This window comes from Streptomyces chattanoogensis (assembly GCF_001294335.1).
Taxonomy (GTDB): domain Bacteria; phylum Actinomycetota; class Actinomycetes; order Streptomycetales; family Streptomycetaceae; genus Streptomyces; species Streptomyces chattanoogensis.
Genome location: NZ_LGKG01000001.1, coordinates 632119 through 651505 on the forward strand (window position 1 = coordinate 632119; position 19387 = coordinate 651505).

General features: G+C 71.7%; 15 protein-coding genes and 1 pseudogene. 11 read left to right on the forward strand and 5 right to left on the reverse strand.

Features of this window, described 5'->3' with window-relative positions; all coding sequences use genetic code 11:
• Positions 1–207: 207 nt before the first annotated feature.
• The 8 genes and pseudogenes from ADL29_RS02780 (at position 208) to ADL29_RS02815 (ending at position 10950) form a co-directional block, all read left to right on the forward strand.
• Positions 208–3141 carry a putative bifunctional diguanylate cyclase/phosphodiesterase gene (locus ADL29_RS02780; protein ID WP_053922134.1) on the forward strand — a complete coding sequence of 978 codons (2934 nt, stop codon included), beginning with the start codon at positions 208–210 and terminating at the stop codon, positions 3139–3141.
• A gap of 206 nt (positions 3142–3347) precedes the next feature.
• The gene (locus ADL29_RS02785; protein ID WP_053922135.1) at positions 3348–5207 is read left to right on the forward strand and encodes an acetolactate synthase large subunit; all 1860 of its coding nucleotides are present in this window, start codon (positions 3348–3350) and stop codon (positions 5205–5207) included.
• Positions 5208–5248: 41 nt separating this feature from the next.
• Entirely contained in the window at positions 5249–5773 is a 525-nt protein-coding gene (gene ilvN / locus ADL29_RS02790) for an acetolactate synthase small subunit (RefSeq protein ID WP_046925857.1), read from the forward strand.
• Positions 5774–5903: 130 nt separating this feature from the next.
• On the forward strand, positions 5904–6905 hold the full coding sequence (gene ilvC, locus ADL29_RS02795) for a ketol-acid reductoisomerase (protein ID WP_053922136.1): 1002 nt from the start codon (positions 5904–5906) through the stop codon (positions 6903–6905).
• Positions 6906–7186: 281 nt separating this feature from the next.
• The gene (serA, locus tag ADL29_RS02800) at positions 7187–8776 is read left to right on the forward strand and encodes a phosphoglycerate dehydrogenase (protein ID WP_053922137.1); all 1590 of its coding nucleotides are present in this window, start codon (positions 7187–7189) and stop codon (positions 8774–8776) included.
• Positions 8777–9021: 245 nt separating this feature from the next.
• Positions 9022–9345 (forward strand): annotated as a pseudogene (locus ADL29_RS02805) (PRC-barrel domain-containing protein); the annotation flags it as partial.
• Positions 9346–9427: 82 nt separating this feature from the next.
• Positions 9428–10033 (forward strand): TetR/AcrR family transcriptional regulator, encoded by a 606-nt coding sequence (locus tag ADL29_RS02810; RefSeq protein WP_046925854.1) that lies wholly within the window; start codon positions 9428–9430, stop codon positions 10031–10033.
• Positions 10034–10035: 2 nt separating this feature from the next.
• A complete protein-coding gene (locus ADL29_RS02815) occupies positions 10036–10950 on the forward strand; it encodes a hypothetical protein (RefSeq protein WP_053922138.1) in 915 nt (304 codons plus the stop codon).
• A gap of 12 nt (positions 10951–10962) precedes the next feature.
• Here ADL29_RS02815 and ADL29_RS02820 read toward each other — a convergent pair whose 3' ends face one another.
• Positions 10963–12204, reverse strand: coding sequence for a PucR family transcriptional regulator (locus ADL29_RS02820; RefSeq protein ID WP_053922139.1), 1242 nt, complete (start codon positions 12202–12204; stop codon positions 10963–10965).
• A 208-nt stretch (positions 12205–12412) separates the two neighbouring features.
• Between ADL29_RS02820 and ADL29_RS02825 the strand changes: the two genes are divergently transcribed.
• Complete coding sequence (locus ADL29_RS02825; RefSeq protein WP_046925851.1) at positions 12413–13339, forward strand: proline dehydrogenase family protein; 927 nt, start codon at positions 12413–12415, stop codon at positions 13337–13339.
• 170 nt (positions 13340–13509) lie between these two features.
• On the forward strand, positions 13510–15141 hold the full coding sequence (pruA, locus tag ADL29_RS02830; RefSeq protein WP_053922140.1) for an L-glutamate gamma-semialdehyde dehydrogenase: 1632 nt from the start codon (positions 13510–13512) through the stop codon (positions 15139–15141).
• Positions 15142–15210: 69 nt separating this feature from the next.
• Here the strand turns inward: pruA and ADL29_RS02835 are convergent, their stop codons facing one another.
• From ADL29_RS02835 to ADL29_RS02850, 4 genes are all read right to left on the reverse strand, one after another.
• The gene (locus ADL29_RS02835; protein WP_053922141.1) at positions 15211–15843 is read right to left on the reverse strand and encodes a Uma2 family endonuclease; all 633 of its coding nucleotides are present in this window, start codon (positions 15841–15843) and stop codon (positions 15211–15213) included.
• Positions 15844–15968: 125 nt separating this feature from the next.
• The gene (locus ADL29_RS02840) at positions 15969–17138 is read right to left on the reverse strand and encodes a lysophospholipid acyltransferase family protein (RefSeq protein ID WP_053922142.1); all 1170 of its coding nucleotides are present in this window, start codon (positions 17136–17138) and stop codon (positions 15969–15971) included.
• Between the two features lie 230 nt (positions 17139–17368).
• Positions 17369–18274, reverse strand: coding sequence for a phosphatidate cytidylyltransferase (locus ADL29_RS02845; protein WP_053922143.1), 906 nt, complete (start codon positions 18272–18274; stop codon positions 17369–17371).
• Complete coding sequence (locus ADL29_RS02850) at positions 18271–18870, reverse strand: CDP-alcohol phosphatidyltransferase family protein (protein ID WP_053922144.1); 600 nt, start codon at positions 18868–18870, stop codon at positions 18271–18273. The genes ADL29_RS02845 and ADL29_RS02850 overlap by 4 nt, the downstream gene beginning before the upstream one ends.
• Before the next feature lie 363 nt (positions 18871–19233).
• Between ADL29_RS02850 and ADL29_RS45910 the strand changes: the two genes are divergently transcribed.
• Positions 19234–19365 (forward strand): hypothetical protein, encoded by a 132-nt coding sequence (locus ADL29_RS45910; protein ID WP_281181739.1) that lies wholly within the window; start codon positions 19234–19236, stop codon positions 19363–19365.
• Positions 19366–19387 lie beyond the last annotated feature (22 nt).

Below are 19387 nucleotides of genomic sequence, written 5' to 3' on the forward strand. Positions count from 1 at the left end.
GAACTGGTGTATCGTCCGGATCGGGGACGGCGCCGGGAGCTGCGCGGCGCGGTGCGAAGGATCCGGAACTCGAGGGGGGCGACGGGCGATGTACGGCCGATGGGCGAATCGCGAGACGCGCGATCCACGAGCGCCCGAGGGAATAGTGCTGGACCTCCAGGTGCGCCGATCGCGACGTCGTCGCGCACGGGCGAGCGGGAGAGCGCGGTGAGCGCCCCCGGGGCGGTGCTCTCCCGGCCGCCGGCTCCCGCCGGCGGCCCGCCGAGCGTGGTACCGCAGATCGCCCTGGCCGTGATCTGCGGCGGCTATGCCGTCGGCGCCGCCTTCGGCTGGGGATCCCGTGAAGTCGCGCTGTTCATGGGCGACTTCGGCCTCAGCGTCGCCGCCCTGGTGGCGGCCGTCTCCTGCGGACTGTACGCCCACCGGCACCGCACCGGCCGCTTCCGGCCGGCCTGGATGCTGTTCGCCGCCTCCTCCGCGATGGCCGGCCTCGGCAACGGCGTGTGGGGCTGGTACGAAGTCGTTCTGCAGGCCCAGGTGCCCAGCCCTTCCCTCGCCGACTTCTGCTTCCTGCTGTTCGCACCGCCGGCCATCGTCGGCCTGCTGGTGCTCGCCAAGAGGCCGGTCACCCGGGCCGGCTGGGTCTGCCTGGGCCTGGACTCCTGGCTGATCGCCGGCTCCCTGATCACCCTCTCCTGGAGCCTCGCGCTCGCCCACACCACCCACTTCCAGGGCTCCAGCGTCGCCCAGGGCGCCCTGTCGCTGGCCTATCGGCTGCTGGACATCGTGCTGGTGAGCATGGTGCTCGCGCTGCACTTCCGGCGCTCCTCGGCGCACCGCTCCGCGGTCAACACCGCCATCGCGGCGCTGGCGTTGACGGTGCTGTGCGATGCCCTGTTCAGCTCGCCGCTGCTGCGCGACCACTACCGCTCGGGCCAGATCCTGGACGCCGGCTGGTTCGCCGGTTCGCTGCTGCTCGCGTACGCCCCCTGGGTCGCCCGCCGTACCCCCGGGGCGGCCGACGACCCCCGGCACGCCGGTGACGACTTCCAGCGCGCCGCCCGCCGCGCCCAGCCGCCCGGCAGCCGTCCCATCGCGGGCTCGCTCGCCGCCCTGACCCCGTATCTGGCCGCCGCCGTCTGCACGCTGGGCATCCTCACCAACGTCCTGGACGGCCGGCGGATCGACAAGGTGGTGCTCTTCACCGGCTGCACGGTCGTCCTCGCACTGGTCGTCCGCCAGGGCATCATGCTGCTCGACAACATCACCCTCACCCAGGAACTGGCCCAGAAGGAGAACCACTTCCGCTCCCTGGTGCAGGGCTCCAGCGACGTCATCATGATCGCCGCCCCGACCGGTGTGCTGCGCTATGTGAGCCCCGCCGCGGCGGGGGTGTACGGCCGCGACGCGGAGGAGCTGATCGGCTCCGAGCTGGCCGCGCTGATCCATCCGGAGGACCTGGGGCGGGTGGTGCACGAGGTCCGCAGGTTCCTCGCCGCCTCACCGGAGAAGGAGCCGACCACCCGTATCGAATGCCGCTTCCGGGCCGGTTCACGGCGCGTCGGCGGCGACGGCTGGCTGAACGTCGAGTCCACCGTCAACCGCCACCACGGCGGCCTGATCTTCAACTCCCGCGATGTCACCGAACGGGTCCGCCTCCAGGCCCAGCTCCAGCACAACGCCTCCCACGACGCGCTCACCGATCTGCCCAACCGCGCGCTGTTCACCGAACGCGTCAGCCAGGCCGTCAGCGGCCGCCGCGCCAGCGACCACGACACCGCCGTGCTCTATATCGACCTCGACGGCTTCAAACAGGTCAACGACACCATCGGGCACCAGGCGGGCGACGAGCTCCTGGTGCAGGCCGCCCGCAGGCTCGGCGAGTCGGTGCGCTCGGGGGACATAGCGGCGCGGCTCGGCGGCGATGAGTTCGCGGCGCTGATCACGGGCGACGGCACCCGCGACCGCGCGCAGCGCGAATTCCGGGTCCATGAGATCGCCGACCGGCTGCGCATCAAGCTCTCCGAGCCGTACCGCATCGACGGCCGCGACGTCCGCGTCGCGGCCAGCATCGGCGTCGCCTTCGCCGACCCGGGGGTCAGCCCGTCCGCGCTGCTGCGCAACGCCGATATGGCGATGTACCGCGCCAAGCAGGCCGGCAAGGGCCGGGTGGAGATGTACGCCCCCCAGATGCAGGCCGAAGTGGTGCAGCGCGCCGAGCTCGCCACCAAGCTGCGTACCGCGCTGCACGAAGGCGAGTTCGCGCTGCTGCACCAGCCCGTGGTGGAGCTGGCCAGCGGAAAGATCACCGCGGTCGCCGCGCACGCCCGCTGGCGCTCCGCCGAGGGCATCCTGTTCACCCCCCAGGAGTTCCTGCGGGTCGGCGACCGCGGCCGGCGCACGGAGGACGGCGAGCGGGCCGCGGAGCTGAGTCGCTGGCAGCTGGAGGAGGCGGTCGAGCAGGCCGCGGCGCGGCACCGCGCGGGCCATCCCGTCCCGGTCGCCGTCCGGCTCTCCGCCCGGCGCCTCCTGGACCGCGGACTGCCCCCCAAGACCGTCGAAACGCTGCTCACCCGGCATGACCTGCCCTCGGGTTCGCTCGTCCTGGAATTGGCCGAAAGTGACCCCCGCGTCCCCTTGGACGAGCTCGAACGCCGACTCGTGGCGCTGCGCCGCCTCGGCGTACGGATCGCCCTGGACGGCTTCGGCAGCGGGTACGCCGCCATGGCGCTGCGCCGGCTTCCGGTGGATGTGCTGCGGCTGGACCGCGGCCTGATCGACGGCATCGTGGAGTCCCCTCGGCTGCACAAGATCACCTCCGGGCTGCTGAGGATCGCCGCGGACCTGGGCATGTACTCCGTCGCGGACGGCGTCGATCTGCCCGAGCAGGTCCTGGCGCTGTGCGCCATGGGCTGCACCCACGGCCAGGGCCTGGCCTTCTCCGGTCCGCTGGACGAACCCCGGTTGCGCCGCGCCCTGAACCGCGGTGCGTACCCGGTGCCCGATCTCGCCGGGGACGGCCGCACGGTGGTGCTCAGCGGCAGCGGCCTGCCCGTCCCGAGGGGCGGTGCGGCGGGCCCGGATTCGCTCGGGCATCCGCCATTGCGCTCAAATAGTGAGACCTCCGTCCCACCCACTTGACACTCGGTGCACGGCGGGGGGAGGGTCAGTGCCATGCGCACCCGAATTCTCGTACTTGGAAAGCGCGTCGGCTGAAGCCAGGGCTGAAGATGCCCAGCGAACCGCTCCGACGCGCTCCCCTCGCTTGCCACTAGGCACGGGGGGTTTTTTGTTGCACAGCGACCTCACAAATCCGTCAAAACCCTCAGCTTCGAGAAGAGACGCAGATGACCGAGCAGGCCTCCGGGGCCCACCATCCGCAGCCGCGGGCCCGTAACGCCGGCGGATCGCAGCAGCCCGCCACCGTCGAGCACGTCACGGGTGCGCAGTCCCTCATCCGTGCGCTCGAGGAGGTCGGGGCCGACACCGTGTTCGGCATTCCCGGCGGTGCGATCCTGCCTGCGTACGACCCGATGATGGACTCCTCGAAGGTCCGGCACGTCCTGGTCCGCCACGAGCAGGGCGCCGGACACGCCGCAACGGGATACGCACAGGCCACCGGCAAGGTCGGCGTGTGCATGGCGACTTCGGGCCCGGGTGCCACCAATCTCGTCACCCCGATCGCCGACGCGCACATGGACTCCGTCCCGCTGGTCGCGATCACCGGTCAGGTCGCGTCCAAGGCGATCGGTACGGACGCCTTCCAGGAGGCGGACATCTGCGGCATCACGATGCCGATCACCAAGCACAACTTCCTGGTCACCGACCCGGCCGACATCCCCAAGACGATCGCCGAGGCGTTCCACATCGCCTCCACCGGCCGCCCCGGCCCGGTCCTGGTCGACATCGCCAAGGACGCCCTCCAGGCGCGGACCACCTTCAGCTGGCCGCCGCACACGGACCTGCCCGGCTACCGCCCGGTCACCAAGCCGCACGCCAAGCAGATCCGCGAGGCCGCCCGGCTGATCGTCGAGTCCAAGCGCCCGGTGCTCTACGTCGGCGGCGGCGTGCTCAAGGCCGGCGCCACCGCCGAGCTGAAGGTGCTCGCCGAGCTGACCGGCGCGCCCGTCACCACCACCCTGATGGCGCTGGGCGCCTTCCCCGACAGCCACCCGCAGCACGTCGGCATGCCCGGTATGCACGGCTCGGTCACGGCGGTGACCGCACTGCAGAAGTCCGACCTGCTGATCACCCTCGGCGCCCGCTTCGACGACCGCGTCACCGGCAAGCTCGACTCCTTCGCCCCCTACGCCAAGGTTGTGCACGCCGACATCGACCCGGCGGAGATCGGCAAGAACCGCGCCGCGGACGTGCCGATCGTCGGTGACGCCCGCGAGGTCATCGCCGATCTGATCGTCGCCGTCCAGGCCGAGCACGACGCCGGCCACCAGGGCGACTACAGCACCTGGTGGAAGGACCTCAACCGCTGGCGCGACACCTACCCGCTGGGCTACGAGCAGCCGGACGACGGCAGCCTCGCCCCGCAGCAGGTCATCGAGCGGATCGGGCAGCTCGCCCCGGCCGACACCATCTACGCCGCGGGCGTCGGCCAGCACCAGATGTGGGCCGCCCACTTCATCGACTACGAGAAGCCCGCCACCTGGCTGAACTCCGGCGGCGCCGGGACCATGGGCTACGCCGTGCCCGCCGCGATGGGCGCCAAGGCCGGACAGCCCGGCCGTACGGTCTGGGCGATCGACGGCGACGGCTGTTTCCAGATGACCAATCAGGAGCTGGTCACCTGCGCGCTGAACAACATCCCGATCAAGGTCGCGATCATCAACAACGGCGCGCTGGGCATGGTCCGCCAGTGGCAGACCCTGTTCTACAACCAGCGGTACTCCAACACCGTGCTGCACTCCGGCCCCGAGGCCGACGGCAAGCAGCCGTCCGCCGGCACCCGCATCCCGGACTTCGTCAAGCTGTCCGAGGCGATGGGCTGTGTCGCGATGCGCTGTGAGAGCCCGGACGAGCTGGACGCGGTCATCGCCAAGGCCAATGCCATCAACGACCGCCCGGTCGTGGTGGACTTCATCGTGCACGAGGACGCCCAGGTGTGGCCGATGGTCGCGGCCGGCACCTCCAACGACGAGGTCATGGCCGCCCGGGGCGTGCGTCCCGACTTCGGCGACAGCGAAGACGACTGAGCCCAGGACGACACGGACGCACGGAAGAAGAGAGAAGACGAATGTCCAAGCACACGCTCTCCGTCCTGGTGGAGAACACCCCCGGCATCCTCGCCCGGATCGCCGCGCTGTTCTCCCGCCGCGGTTTCAACATCGACTCCCTCGCGGTGGGTGTCACCGAGCACCCCGACATCTCCCGCATCACCATCGTGGTCAGCGTGGAGTCGCTGCCGCTGGAGCAGGTCACCAAGCAGCTCAACAAGCTCGTCAACGTCCTGAAGATCGTCGAGCTGGAGCCGGGCACCGCGATCCAGCGCGAACTGGTCCTGGTCAAGGTCCGCGCGGACAACGAGACCCGCTCACAGATCGTCGAGATCGTCCAGCTCTTCCGCGCCAAGACCGTGGACGTCTCCCCGGACGCCGTCACGATCGAGGCCACCGGATCCAGTGACAAGCTGGAGGCGATGCTCAAGATGCTCGAGCCGTTCGGCATCAAGGAACTGGTGCAGTCCGGCACCATCGCCATAGGCCGCGGCGCCCGCTCCATCACGGACCGCTCGCTGCGCGCGCTGGACCGTTCGGCCTGACCCGCCACCGGTCCGACACGGCGCCACGGTCCTACCGAAGCGTAGGGACCGTATGGCGAGACCCCCGAACCTTCCCCACCCCGCCCGCGTACTGTGTGGGCAACCAGCTACATCCAAGGAGAGACCCCAAGTGGCCGAGCTGTTCTACGACGACGACGCCGACCTGTCCATCATCCAGAACCGCAAGGTCGCGGTGATCGGCTACGGAAGCCAGGGCCACGCGCACGCGCTGTCCCTGCGTGACTCCGGTGTCGACGTGCGGGTCGGTCTGCACGAGGGCTCGAAGTCCAAGGCCAAGGCCGAGGAGCAGGGCCTGCGCGTGGTGACGCCCGCCGAGGCGGCCGCCGAGGCCGACGTCATCATGATCCTCATCCCGGACCCGATCCAGGCCAAGGTCTACGAGGAGTCCATCAAGGACAACCTCAAGGACGGCGACGCGCTGTTCTTCGCCCACGGCTTCAACATCCGCTTCGGCTTCATCAAGGTCCCGGCCGGTGTGGACGTCGCCCTGGTGGCCCCCAAGGGCCCGGGCCACCTGGTCCGCCGTCAGTACGAAGAGGGCCGCGGCGTCCCGGCGATCGCCGCCGTCGAGCAGGACGCCTCCGGCAACGCGTTCGCCCTGGCGCTCTCGTACGCCAAGGCCATCGGCGGCACCCGCGCCGGCGTCATCAAGACCACCTTCACCGAGGAGACCGAGACCGACCTGTTCGGTGAGCAGGCCGTGCTCTGCGGCGGTGCCTCGGCGCTGGTCAAGGCCGGCTTCGAGACCCTGGTCGAGGCGGGCTACCAGCCGGAGATCGCGTACTTCGAGTGCCTCCACGAGCTGAAGCTGATCGTGGACCTGATGTACGAGGGCGGCCTGGAGAAGATGCGCTGGTCGGTCTCCGAGACCGCCGAGTGGGGCGACTACGTCACCGGCCCCCGCGTCGTCACCGACGCCACCAAGGCCGAGATGAAGAAGGTCCTCGCCGAGATCCAGGACGGCACCTTCGCCAACAACTGGATGGCGGAGTACAACGCCGGTCTGCCGAAGTACAACGAGTACAAGAAGGCCGACGAGGACCACCTGCTGGAGACCACCGGCAAGAAGCTGCGGAAGCTGATGAGCTGGGTGGACGACAACGAGGCGTAAGCCCGAGGACAAGGGGTCGCGGCGCAGGCCGCGGCCCCTTCGTCCATCCCCGGAGCGGCCCCTGCGCAAGGACGGCGGTGCCGCATTGTCCACCGCGTAGAACCCCGCACGGGTGACCTTTCCGCTTCGGCGCAGGCTGCGTCCCCCAGCGCCACTACACTCAAACCCAACAAGCGCGTCAGGCTCACAACGTCGTGCGTCTTCCACGCGGCTTTCCCCCTTCACCGCCTTCGGCCGTCGGGACGGCCGTCCGCGAAGGACTAGTGAGGACTGAAGACCACGTGAGCTCGAAACCCGTCGTACTCATCGCCGAAGAGCTGTCGCCCGCCACCGTCGACGCCCTCGGCCCCGACTTCGAGATCCGGCACTGCAACGGCGCGGACCGCGCCGAGCTGCTGCCCGCCATCGCCGATGTCGACGCCATCCTCGTGCGCAGCGCGACGAAGGTCGACGCCGAGGCGATCGCCGCCGCCGGCAAGCTGAAGGTCGTCGCCCGTGCCGGCGTGGGCCTGGACAACGTCGACGTCTCCGCCGCCACCAAGGCCGGCGTGATGGTCGTCAACGCCCCGACCTCCAACATCGTCACCGCCGCCGAGCTGGCCTGCGGTCTGCTGGTCGCCACCGCGCGCAACATCCCGCAGGCCAACACCGCCCTGAAGAACGGCGAGTGGAAGCGCAGCAAGTACACCGGTGTCGAGCTCAGCGAGAAGACCCTCGGCGTGGTCGGCCTCGGCCGGATCGGCGTCCTGGTCGCCCAGCGGATGTCCGCCTTCGGCATGAAGGTCGTCGCCTACGACCCCTACGTCCAGCCGGCCCGCGCCGCGCAGATGGGCGTCAAGCTCCTCACCCTCGACGAGCTGCTCGAGGTCTCCGACTTCATCACTGTGCACCTCCCCAAGACGCCGGAGACCATCGGTCTGATCGGCGACGAGGCGCTGCACAAGGTCAAGCCGTCGGTCCGGATCGTCAACGCCGCGCGCGGCGGGATCGTGGACGAGGCCGCGCTGGCCACCGCGCTCAAGGAGGGCCGGGTGGCCGGCGCGGGCCTGGACGTCTACGCCGTCGAGCCCTGCACCGACTCGCCGCTCTTCGAGTTCGACCAGGTCGTCGCCACCCCGCACCTCGGTGCCTCGACGGGCGAGGCGCAGGAGAAGGCCGGTATCTCGGTCGCCAAGTCGGTGCGCCTGGCGCTCGCCGGTGAGCTGGTGCCGGACGCGGTCAACGTCCAGGGCGGCGTGATCGCCGAGGACGTCAAGCCGGGGCTGCCGCTGGCCGAGCGGCTGGGCCGGATCTTCACCGCGCTGGCCGGCGAGGTCGCCATGCGCCTCGACGTCGAGGTGTACGGCGAGATCACCCAGCACGACGTCAAGGTGCTCGAACTCTCCGCGCTCAAGGGCGTGTTCGAGGATGTCGTGGACGAGACGGTGTCGTATGTCAACGCCCCGCTGTTCGCGCAGGAGCGCGGTGTCGAGGTGCGGCTGACCACCAGCAGCGAGTCGCCCGAGCACCGCAACGTGGTGACGGTGCGCGGCACGCTCGCGGGCGGCGCCGAGGTGTCGATCTCCGGCACGCTCGCCGGTCACAAGAACGTCCAGAAGATCGTGGCGGTCGGCGAGCACTCCATCGACCTCGCGCTCGCCGATCACATGGCTTTCCTGCGCTACGCCGACCGTCCCGGTGTCGTCGGCACCGTCGGCCGGATCCTGGGCGAGGCGGGCATCAACATCGGCAACATGCAGGTCGCGCGCGAGAACGTCGGCGGCGAGGCGCTGGTCGCGCTGACTGTCGACGACACGATTCCGGCCGCGGTGCTCGCCGAGATCGCGGAGGAGATCGGCGCGACGTCCGTGCGCGCGGTCAACCTCGGCTGATCCGTTCCGCAGGTATGCGCGGGATTCCGCTGGATTTCGCGGGTCTTCGCGGAATTTCGCAGGTCAAGGGGCCAGGGCTCCGCTTCGGCGGGGCCCTGGCCCTTTTCCCGGACGCTTCCGTCCTTCACCCGAACGGCGTAGCAACCGTGACTCCCCGCCCTCCCGGGTCGCTGCCGGGGGCGTCGCGGCGCGCAATGGGAACTGTGCGTGCCCTCGCCGGCGCGTACGGAAGGAGAGGAAGCGCCATGAACGCACCGCAGGGCGAGACCCAGCAGAATCTGACCGGCCTGACCGTGATCGATGTGCAGGGCGCCAAGGTGGGCACCGTCCAGCAGGTCTACCGCGACGACGCCACCAACGTCCCCGAGTGGATCACCGTGCGCACCGGGCTGTTCGGCATGAAGGAGACCTTCGTGCCGCTCGCCGGGGCGCGGCGGGCGGGCGGCGAACTGCACGTTCCGTACGCCAAGGACGCGATCAAGAACGCGCCGCGGATCGACGCCAACGGCCATCTCGATCCCTCCCAGGAGCTGGAGCTCTACCGCCACTACGGCGTGACCCGGCCGGGCGAGCAGTAGCCGACCGGTCGACATACGTACGTATAAGACACCCGTCTGGTACGGATGTATGGCCCGGCGGTAGGCTGCCGGCATGGGACATCGTGAAGATCTTCTGGAAGGCGCCAAACGGTGCCTGCTGGAAAAGGGGTACGCGCGCACCACGGCCCGCGACATCGTGGCCGCGTCCGGCGCCAACCTCGCCTCCATCGGATACCACTACGGCTCCAAGGACGCCCTGATGCGCCAGGCCGTCATCGCCTCCAGCGAGGAGTGGGGGGCAGGCGTGGGCGAGGTGCCCGCGGCCGCGGACGGGACCGCGGATCCGCTGGAGCGGTTCGCCGCCGTCTGGGACCAGGTCCTCGGGCGCATCGGCAGCGAACGGGAGTTCATCGCCGCGCAGGTCGAGGTGCTGGGTCTGCTGCCGCGTGACGCCGGGCTGCGCGAGGCGATCGGGGAAGTGCTGCCGGAGGGCAACGAGGGACTCGTCGCGATCTTCGAAGGGGTGCCGGACACCGAGGTCGACGCGGAGTCGGCCCGGGTGGTCGGCTCCTTCTACCAGGCCCTGCTCACCGGCCTGATGGTGCAGTCGCTGATCCGGCCGGAGGCGCTGCCGTCGGGCCGCGATCTGGCGGAGGCGCTGCGCCGGGTGACGGCGGGCGAGGTGCTGGGGCCGGAGAAGCCGGCGGGGGAGGAGTAGGGGTGGGGGACGAGGCGTACGGCTGGCAGGTACGGCCCTTCGAAGGACTGATGGGGCTGGTCCCCGAAGGGGTGCGGCTCGGCGACCAGCGCACGGCGATCGCCGGCCGGCTGGCGGAGGCGTTCGGCGAGCTGCTGGGGGAGGTGCGGACCTTCCGCAAGGCGCCCTGGAACACCGGGCTGTGCGACCACTACGTCGAGGGCGGGCTGATCTGCTTCTTCGACGACGAGGAACGCCTCGTCTACCTGGAGGCGTTCGACCCGGCGCCGGTCTTCTACGAGGACGTACCGCTGACGGGACTCCCGTACGGCGTGGTCGTCTCCGCCCTCCGGGCGCGGGGCGTCCGCCTGATCGAGGACGACTCGGGCGTCGAGGCCCCGGACGCCGGCTTCAACCTCACCGCCCCCTCCGGGTCCGACGACGACCGCGTGGACTGCGTCGGGCTCTTCCGCCGCTCTCTCGTCGCCGACCCGATCACGTACACGGAGGCGGACCCGGTCGAGCGGATCACCGCGCACGAGCTGGTCTCCGGCCAGGGCACTGGCGCCGTACGGCTCGGCGCTCACCGCAAGGAACTGGGCGCCCGGCTCGGACCGGCCCAGCAGAGCGTCCCGGAATACGGCGGCGCGGCCATGGACTGGTACTTCGACCACGGCCTGGTGCTGTTCTTCGACGCCGACGACCGGCTGACCTCGCTGGTCATCACGTACACAGGGGTGACCGGCGAGGCGTGGTTCCGCGGCGTACAGCTGCTCGACCGTCCCTACGGCGAGGTCGTCGCCGACCTCGAAGCGGCCGGTGTGCGCATCGAACACGGCGAGCTCGCCGGCCGGGCGCCGGAGCACGGCTTCACCCTTCTGCTGCGCGGCTACGGCAATCCGGCGATGCCGGTCGGGGCCGTCGTCTTCAGCCGATAGAGCCCCCAGGACTCACAGCCGCGCCGCCTTGAGCGCCATGTGCAGCAGCAGCCGGTCCTCGCCCTCGTCCAGGTCGAGGCCGGTCAGCTTCTCCACCCGGCCCAGGCGGTAATAGAGGGTCTGGCGGTGGATACCCAGGGCCTGGGCGGTGCGGCCGGCCTGGCCCGCGCAGTCCAGGAACGCCTCGGCGGTGCGGGCGAGTTCGGTGTGCGCGGGGGCCAGCAGCGCCTCGACGGCCGGGTCCGGGCCGGTGGCGGGCAGCACGGTCAGCAGACGGTAGGCGCCGATGGTGTCCCACTGGGTGACCGCGCCCAGCCGGGGCTCGGCGCGGGCCGCGCGGGCCGCGGCGAGGGCCTGCCGCCAGGCGGCCGGGAGATCGGCCAACTCCGTGGTGCCGGTGCCGATTCCGGCGGCGCGGGGGCGGGGTGCGGGGGTGCGGCCCCCCGCGGCCGGTGCGGCGCCCGCGCGCGGTGACCGCAGCAGATGCTCGGCCACCGTATGGGCCGGGGCCAGCGAGCCCGGCGAGCGAAGCCGGACGAGGGCGGCCATTACCCGCGTGGCCCGGGCCGGAGGCTCCTCGCTCCCCTCGGGCAGCGGACAGGCCGCCAGCAGCCCCGGCAGGCTGGGCAGCGGCGCGCCCTCGGCGTCCGGTGTGTCCCAGGGCAGCACCGCCACCAGGGCGAGCGGCGACCCCGGCGGGAAGCGCAGGGCGCCCCGCAGCGCATCGTGCAGCGCGGCCTCCGCGGCCCGCCGCGCACCCGGCTCACAGGTCAGCAACTCCCGGAGCAGATCGCCCAGTTCGGCCCCGGCGCGGGCCTCCTCGGCCAGCAGGGCGCCGATCCGGGCGGCGGTCTCCATCGCCTGCGCGATCCGCGGGTCCGGGGGCGCGCCCCTGCCGCCCAGCTCCAGGTCGCTCAGATGCCCGTCGTCCAGCAGCCAGACATAGCCGTGCACGATGCCGCGATGGCGCACCGGCAGACAGATCCGGCCGCGGAAGACCCCGGCCGCCGGATCCGGCGGAATGCGCAGCGCCGTCTTGGCCCGTGCGATCCCGAACGCCTCGAACCAGGCCCGTACGGCCGCCGACGACCGGCGCTGCAGGATCGACCGGGTCCGTACCGGGTCCATGACCTCGTCGTCGTCACCCTCGTGCGCGCCGAATGCGATCAGCCCGAAATCCCGGTCCTCCAGCGTCGCCGGTGCGCCGAGCGCCGCCGAGATCTCGTCCACGAGCTGCTGGTAATCGCGCCGCATCCGCCGCCCGGCCCCTTTCACCGTCACCTCAGTCACTCACCCACCATTCTCATACATCTGTCTGAGATCCCGGCCACGAAGGCGTGACAGCTGTCGATGGCCGGAAGATGGCGCGATCCTTAAGTTTCAGGTGGCTCATCTTGCCGCTGTGCGCCGTCCCCCCGGTGCCCGCCCGGCATTTGTCATCCCGAACTGTGGAGGTGCCCCCATGCTGGGTCCCGTGCTTCTCGCCGCCGCGCGCAGCGACAGCATCCGCCGCATCGTCGCGGCCGCTCCCGTCACCCGCCCTGTGGTGGACCGCTTCATCGCAGGTGAGCGGCTGGCCGAGTCCATGACGGTCGTACGTTCGCTGGCCGCGCGCGGCCTGGAGGTCACGCTGGACCATCTGGGCGAGGACATCACCGACCCGGCCGAGGCGCTGCGGACCCGCGACGCCTACCTCCAGCTGGCCGGGGCGCTCAAGGAGCAGGGGCTCGGCGTGAAGGCCGAGATGTCCGTGAAGCTGTCTGCTTTCGGCCAGGCACTGCCGGGCGGCCATGAGCTGGCGCTGAAGAACGTCACCCCGGTGGTGGAGGCCGCCGCCGAGGCCGGGACGACGGTGACCCTCGACATGGAGGACCACACCACCGTCGACTCCACCCTCGCCATCCTCCGCGAGCTGCGCGAGCGCTTCCCCCAGACGGGAGCGGTGGTGCAGTCCTATCTCTTCCGCACCGAGGACGACTGCCACGCCCTCGCCGGGGAAGGCTCCCGGGTGCGGCTGGTCAAGGGCGCGTACAAGGAGCCCGCGACCGTCGCCTACCAGGACAAACAAGAGGTCGACAAGGCGTATGTCCGCTGCCTGAAGATCCTGATGGCGGGCCAGGGCTACCCCATGATCGGCTCGCACGACCCGCGGATGGTCGCCATCGGCCAGGAGCTGGCGCACCGCAACGGCCGTAAGCCCGCCGACTTCGAATTCCAGATGCTCTACGGCATCCGCGAGGCCGAGCAGCAGCGGCTGGTCGCCGAGGGCCACCGGATGCGGGTCTACATCCCGTACGGCACCGACTGGTACGGCTACTTCATGCGCCGCCTCGCCGAGCGCCCGGCGAACCTGGCGTTCTTCTTGCGGGCACTGGCCACCCGGGGCTGACGGCGCACGCCGATTGCCCCCGTAGCGGCCGGTTCGGGTGGATGCTGGAACCCCGGGCCGCACCTCTGACCCCCGTACGCACCCGTACACCGCCGTACGACCCGTACGCACACCGCCGACCACCACCGACGATCGCCACCGCGAACGACAGCGAAGGAGACACCGCCGCCATGGACGCTGTGACCCAGGTCCCCGTGCCGGTCAACGAGCCGGTTCACACCTACGCCCCCGGCAGCGCCGAGCGCAGCCGCCTGGAGGCCAAGCTCAAGGAGCTGGCCGACAACCCGATCGAGCTGCCGATGACCATCGGCGGCGAGCGGCGGATGGGTGGCGGCGAGCGCTTCGACGTCGTTCAGCCCCACAATCACGCCGCCCGGCTGGGCACCTTCGGCAACGCCACTGTCCAGGACGCCCAGGACGCGGTCGACGCCGCGCTGGCCGCCGCCCCCGCCTGGCGCGCGATGTCCTTCGACGACCGCGCCGCGATCATCCTCAAGGCCGCCGACCTGCTCTCCGGCCCCTGGCGCGAGACGATGGCCGCCGCCACCATGCTCGGCCAGTCCAAGACCGCCCAGCAGGCCGAGATCGACACCCCCTGCGAGCTGATCGACTTCTGGCGCTTCAATGTGCACTTCGCGCGCCAGATCCTCGCCGAGCAGCCGATGGCGAACGCCCCCGGCGTGTGGAACCGCTCGGACCACCGCCCCCTCGAAGGCTTCGTCTACGCGATCACGCCGTTCAACTTCACCGCGATCGCCGGCAACCTCCCGACCGCCCCCGCCCTCATGGGCAACGTCGTCGTCTGGAAGCCCTCCCCGACCCAGACCTTCGCCGCGGTCCTCCTCATGCAGCTGCTGGAGGAGGCCGGCCTCCCCAAGGGCGTCATCAACCTCGTCACGGGTGACGGCAAGGACGTCTCCGAGGTGGCCCTGACCCACCCCGACCTGGCGGGCATCCACTTCACCGGTTCCACCCGGACCTTCCAGTACCTGTGGAAGACGGTCGGCACCAACATCGAGAACTACAAGACCTACCCGCGGCTCGTCGGCGAGACCGGCGGCAAGGACTTCATCGTCGCCCACCCGAGCGCCGACCGCGCGGTCCTCAAGACGGCCATGACCCGTGGCGCCTTCGAGTTCCAGGGCCAGAAGTGTTCCGCGGCCTCCCGCGCGTACGTCCCGGCCTCCCTCTGGAACGCCGGCTTCAAGGAGGAGTTCGCCGCCGAGGTCGACTCCCTCACCATGGGCGACGTCCGTGACCTGTCGCACTTCATGGGCGCCGTCATCGACGACCGCTCCTTCGCCAAGAACAAGGCCGCGATCGACCGCGCCAAGGCCGACCCGACCATCGAGGTCGTGGCCGGCGGCACGTACGACGACAGCGAGGGCTACTTCGTCCGCCCGACGGTCCTGGTCTCCACCGACCCGGAGAACGAGATCTTCAAGGACGAGTACTTCGGCCCGATCCTCGGCGTCTACGTCTACGACGACGCGAAGTACGACGAGATGCTGGAGCAGATGGAGTCCGCCTCGGCCTACGGCCTGACCGGCTGCGTCATCGCCCAGGACCGCGCCGCGGCCGCCGTCACCTGCGAAAAGCTCCGCTTCGCGGCCGGCAACTTCTACATCAACGACAAGCCCACCGGCGCCGTCGTCGGCCAGCAGCCCTTCGGCGGCGGCCGCGCCTCCGGCACCAACGACAAGGCGGGCGCCAAGCAGAACCTGATGCGCTGGACGTCCACCCGGTCCATCAAGGAGACCCTGGTGCCGCCGACGGACTACCGGTACCCGCACATGGGCTGATGCCCGTGCGTGCGTGACGGCGGTCCGGCACCCGTGGGGGGTGCCGGACCGCCGTCGTTGTTGTCGGGGTCAGCGGGCGTTGCGGGGCGGGCCGGTGATGGACTCGCCGATGACGAAACCCTTGGCGGGGCCTTCAGGTACGGCAACGTCCTTGCCGTACGGCCGCCGCATCGAGTCGCCGTAGTTCGCTTCCTCGGGGGAGGGAGAGGTGAGCACGGTGACGTGGCCGTGGTCGTCGTAGTCGTCGATGATGACGTAGACGGGGATGCCGGCGCGGGCGTAGGCGCAGCGCTTGCGGACGCGGTCGCGCAGCTTGTCGTCGTTACCGGGTGAGACGACTTCAACGATCAGGGGTACGGCAGATGCCTTGACGCCGATGCCATCGTCGGTCATGTGCTCATCGGCGCCATCGAGCGTGATGAAAAGGTCGGGGATCCAGACCTTGCGCTCGTGGACGACGTTCATGTCCTGGCGTGCGACGTATTCACTGTCTGCGAGGAATACCACCAGCTTGTCCCGCAGCAGGTTGGCGATCTGGCCGTGCGAATAGCGACCTGTGGGCGACACCTCGATGGACCCCTCGATGATCTCGGCGTGAAGGCCCTCGGGGAGTTCCAAGGCTTTCCATGTCTCCCACAGGTACGCGTCCCGGTCAGGTTCGGGCATCGCGGCCTCCGGCGCCTCGTATGCGAGAGCGGTCATGGTGCAGCACCTCCTCCTCAAGTGTGGGCGGGCTTGGCCGGATGGCACAAGCGACGCCGCCAAGCTAGAGCCGCCATATGCCACAGGCCTGCGAAACCCCTGCCTTTCACCCGGTCGTATGACGATCAGCTCCAACCCATAACGATCAGCCCCAGCCCCACAGAGAACCCACCCCCCAGCAGCACGAGATACCCCGCATACCGCCGCCGCCACGGCCGGGCCAGGGCCCCCAGGGCGGCGAAGGCGAGCCCGACCGTCAGGGTGCGCGAGCCGCGGGCGCGGGCCGAGGCCAGGAGCCAGTCGGTGGCGGGGACGTGCGCGCGGCCCGCCTCCGCCGCGTACACCTTGAACGGGATGCCGTCCCAGGGCTGATGGCGCACGGCCGCGGCACCTTCGGCGGCGAACTGGCGGGTGACCTCGGCGCGCATCCGGTCCGTGGTGAGCGGGGCGGGCAAGTGGGCGCCGGAGGCGGCGAGTTGGAGGGCGAGGAGGCCGCCGGCGAGGCTGCCGGCCAGGGCGGCGAGGGAGAGGCGGAGACCGGCGCGGGGTGCGGCCACGCAGGCGGCGGCGAGGAAGAGCTCGGGCATCAGCGGCCAGCTCAGCGCCTCGGCGAACGCCCAGACGAAGGCGAGCGGGAGGCCCCAGCGGGAGGCGATGACGGCGGCGGCGCGGCGACGGAGCCGGGAGTCGGGTGTGTCCGAGGCCGCCGCGCGGTCAGTGAGGGACTGGACGGCGTCGCGGGCGTGGGACGGGGCGACGGGGCCGTACAGGGGCGCGCCGATGTGGACGCGCACCTGGGTGCGGCGGAGCTTGCCGTGCTTGGGGAGGAGGCGGTCGGTGCCCGCGAGGCCCACCGGGACGACCGGGACGCCGGCCCGTTCGGCCAGGAGCAGGGCGCCCCGGCGGAAGTCGCCGACCTCGCCGTCACGGCCGCGGGTGCCCTCGGGGAAGAGGACCACGGCGCGCCCGGCCCGCAGCGCCCCGGCCGTGTCCAGCAGGTCGTCGAGGCCGCCGCCGGTGCGCCGTACGGGAAAGCCCGCGGCGAGCCGGCGGCAGACGCGGCGGCGCCAGGGGGTGGCGAACCAGTAGTCGGCGGCCGCGCCGATCAGCGGGGCGTGCCGGGCGTCGAGGGCGGCGAGCAGGGCCGCGGTGTCCGCGTGCGAGGAGTGGTTGGCGACGACCACACAGCCGCCACGGGGGAGTTGGCCGTGGCGGGAGATGCCGCCGGTGAGGGTGAGGACGACGGTCCACAGGGCGCGGCGCATCCAGGCGGCGGTGGTGGACGGGACCGCCACCCGGGGGAGCCGGGCGACGGGACGGAGCCGGCGGGCGGGGTGGCTGCCGCCGAGGAGGCGGGGGCGATGCGGCCGGCGGGAGCGCCGGCTGAGGAGGGGGCGGCGGGCGCGGCGGCGGGCGTACGGGACGGGGCGCCGGCGGGCGGTCCGGTCCCGTCGGCCCCCAGGGCGCGTCCGGGCGCCGCCACGGACGGCGGCCCGCGCGGCGGTACGGCATTCACGAGCGGTTCTCACAGCGTCACCACCATCGCCAGCGGCACCGCCACCAGCAGCGAGTCGATACGGTCCAGCAGCCCGCCGAACCCCGGCAGCCAGCTTCCGGCGTCCTTCACCCCGGCCTCCCGCTTGACCATGGATTCGAGGAGGTCGCCGAGGACGCAGCCGGTCAGCACGGCGCCCCACAGGAGCGGCGTGAACGCGCCGACGGCGGCCAGCGCAGCGGCCGTCGCGACCGCCGCGCCGAGCACCCCGGCCCAGGTCTTGTTGGGGGAGAGCGGGGAGAGCGGGCGGGCCAGGGCGCCCCGGCGGCCCAGTGCCGTACCTCCGCACCAGGCGCCCACGTCGCCGAGCGCCACCGCGACGCCGACCGCGACGGCGGTGCCGCCGAGCAGGACGAGGCCGGTGAGGGCGGCCGGGATCCACAGCAGGCCGAAGAGGGTGCGGGCGGCGCGGGCCGCGCCCGTCGTGTGGTCGCCGGAGAGGAGCGCGGGCAGGGCGGCGGCGAGCAGCAGCACCGCCATGAGCCGGGCGTCCAGCCACTGCGGGCGCAGCCAGCCGAGCAGCGGCAGGACGACGGCCGCGGCGGCGAGGACATACCGCTCGGCGCCCGCCGTGCCGCCGGGGGCCATCCGTACGTATTCGCCGACGGCGATCAGGCCGAGGCCCGCCGCCAGCACCGCCGCGCCCGCCTCGCCGAAGAACAGCGAGCCCAGGAAGACGGGGGCGGCCAGCGCCCAGGTGCGCCAGCGGCGGCGCAGTTCGCGGCGCATCCGCACCCGGGAGGGCAGCGCGGCGACGGCCACGCCGCCCAGCCCCAGCACCCCGCCGACCACCGGCGCGACCCGGCCGACGGCCTCGCCGCCGGTCAGGAGCAGACCGCCCGCGGCACCCCCCAGGGGACCCACGAGGGCGCTCATCGCCCGGCCTCCGAAGCGTCCGCGGTGCCCAACTCCCGCCAGAGCCACGCCAGTCGGAGCGCCCCCGTCAGGGCGGAGCCGGCCGCCAGCACGATCAGCACCGGCACCGCCCACCCCGTCGCGGCGGCCACCGCCGCGAGCAGACAGCGCTCCGTCTTGCCGACCGGGCCGCCGTTCCGGCGCGGCGCCCCGGCCGCCGCGCCCGCCAGCGCCACCCAGGACGGCAGCGTCGCGGCCAGCGCGGCGACCGCCACCAGCCACAGCGGGGCGAGCGTCAGAAATCCGGCGATGACCAGAAGGTCGGCGGCGCGGTCGCCGAGTTCGTTGAGGACGGCGCCGCGCCGGGTGCAGCGGCCGGTGTCGCGGGCCAGCGCGCCGTCGAGGTTGGCGAAGGCGAGCCGGGCCGCCAGCAGGGCCGTGACCGGGAGGGCGGCGAGCGGGGCCGGCAGCCAGGCGAGGGCCGCGGCGGCGCCGGCCGCGGCGAGGACGCCGGCGGCGGTCAGCGCGTCGGGCGAGACCTCCCGGCGGGCCAGCGCGCCGCGGATTCCGCCGAGCCGGGCCGCGTACCAGGGCTTGAGTGCGTACAGGCCGTTCATGGGGCCACTCTCGCCGTGCAACCACCGGCCGCGGGACGGTGTTCGTACTCATGTACGGCACTCATGCGGTACTCAAACGGCCCAACGGGTGGCTGAGTACCCCTCACCCCAGAGCCATGGCGCAGGGCCGCGGCGTGGCGTCCGTCTCAGATAGTAGGAAGGCCAAGTAATTGTGCAGACATCACGGCCGAGCTGGCCTAGCTTTGTAGAAGCCGAACGTAACGCTCCATCGAGCGTGGCGGATGCGGCCCGGTGCGCCGGTGCAGGTGACCCCTGCCGCGCCGCGGCCCCCGCCCCTTCCGGCCGTGTCTGCATCGACGCACCCCTCGTGTTCTCGGGGCTTTGGCATTGGAGACGTGAATCATGGCCGAGACCGCCGTCCGCAGGACCCGCCACTCCGTCCGCACCACCAGCGAAACCGACCGCCGCAATGCCGCGGCCGCCCTCCAGCGCGCGCTCGACCGCCGCGACAACGGCGGCGCCACCGGGCACTGATGCCCCGGGCGCACCCCCCACG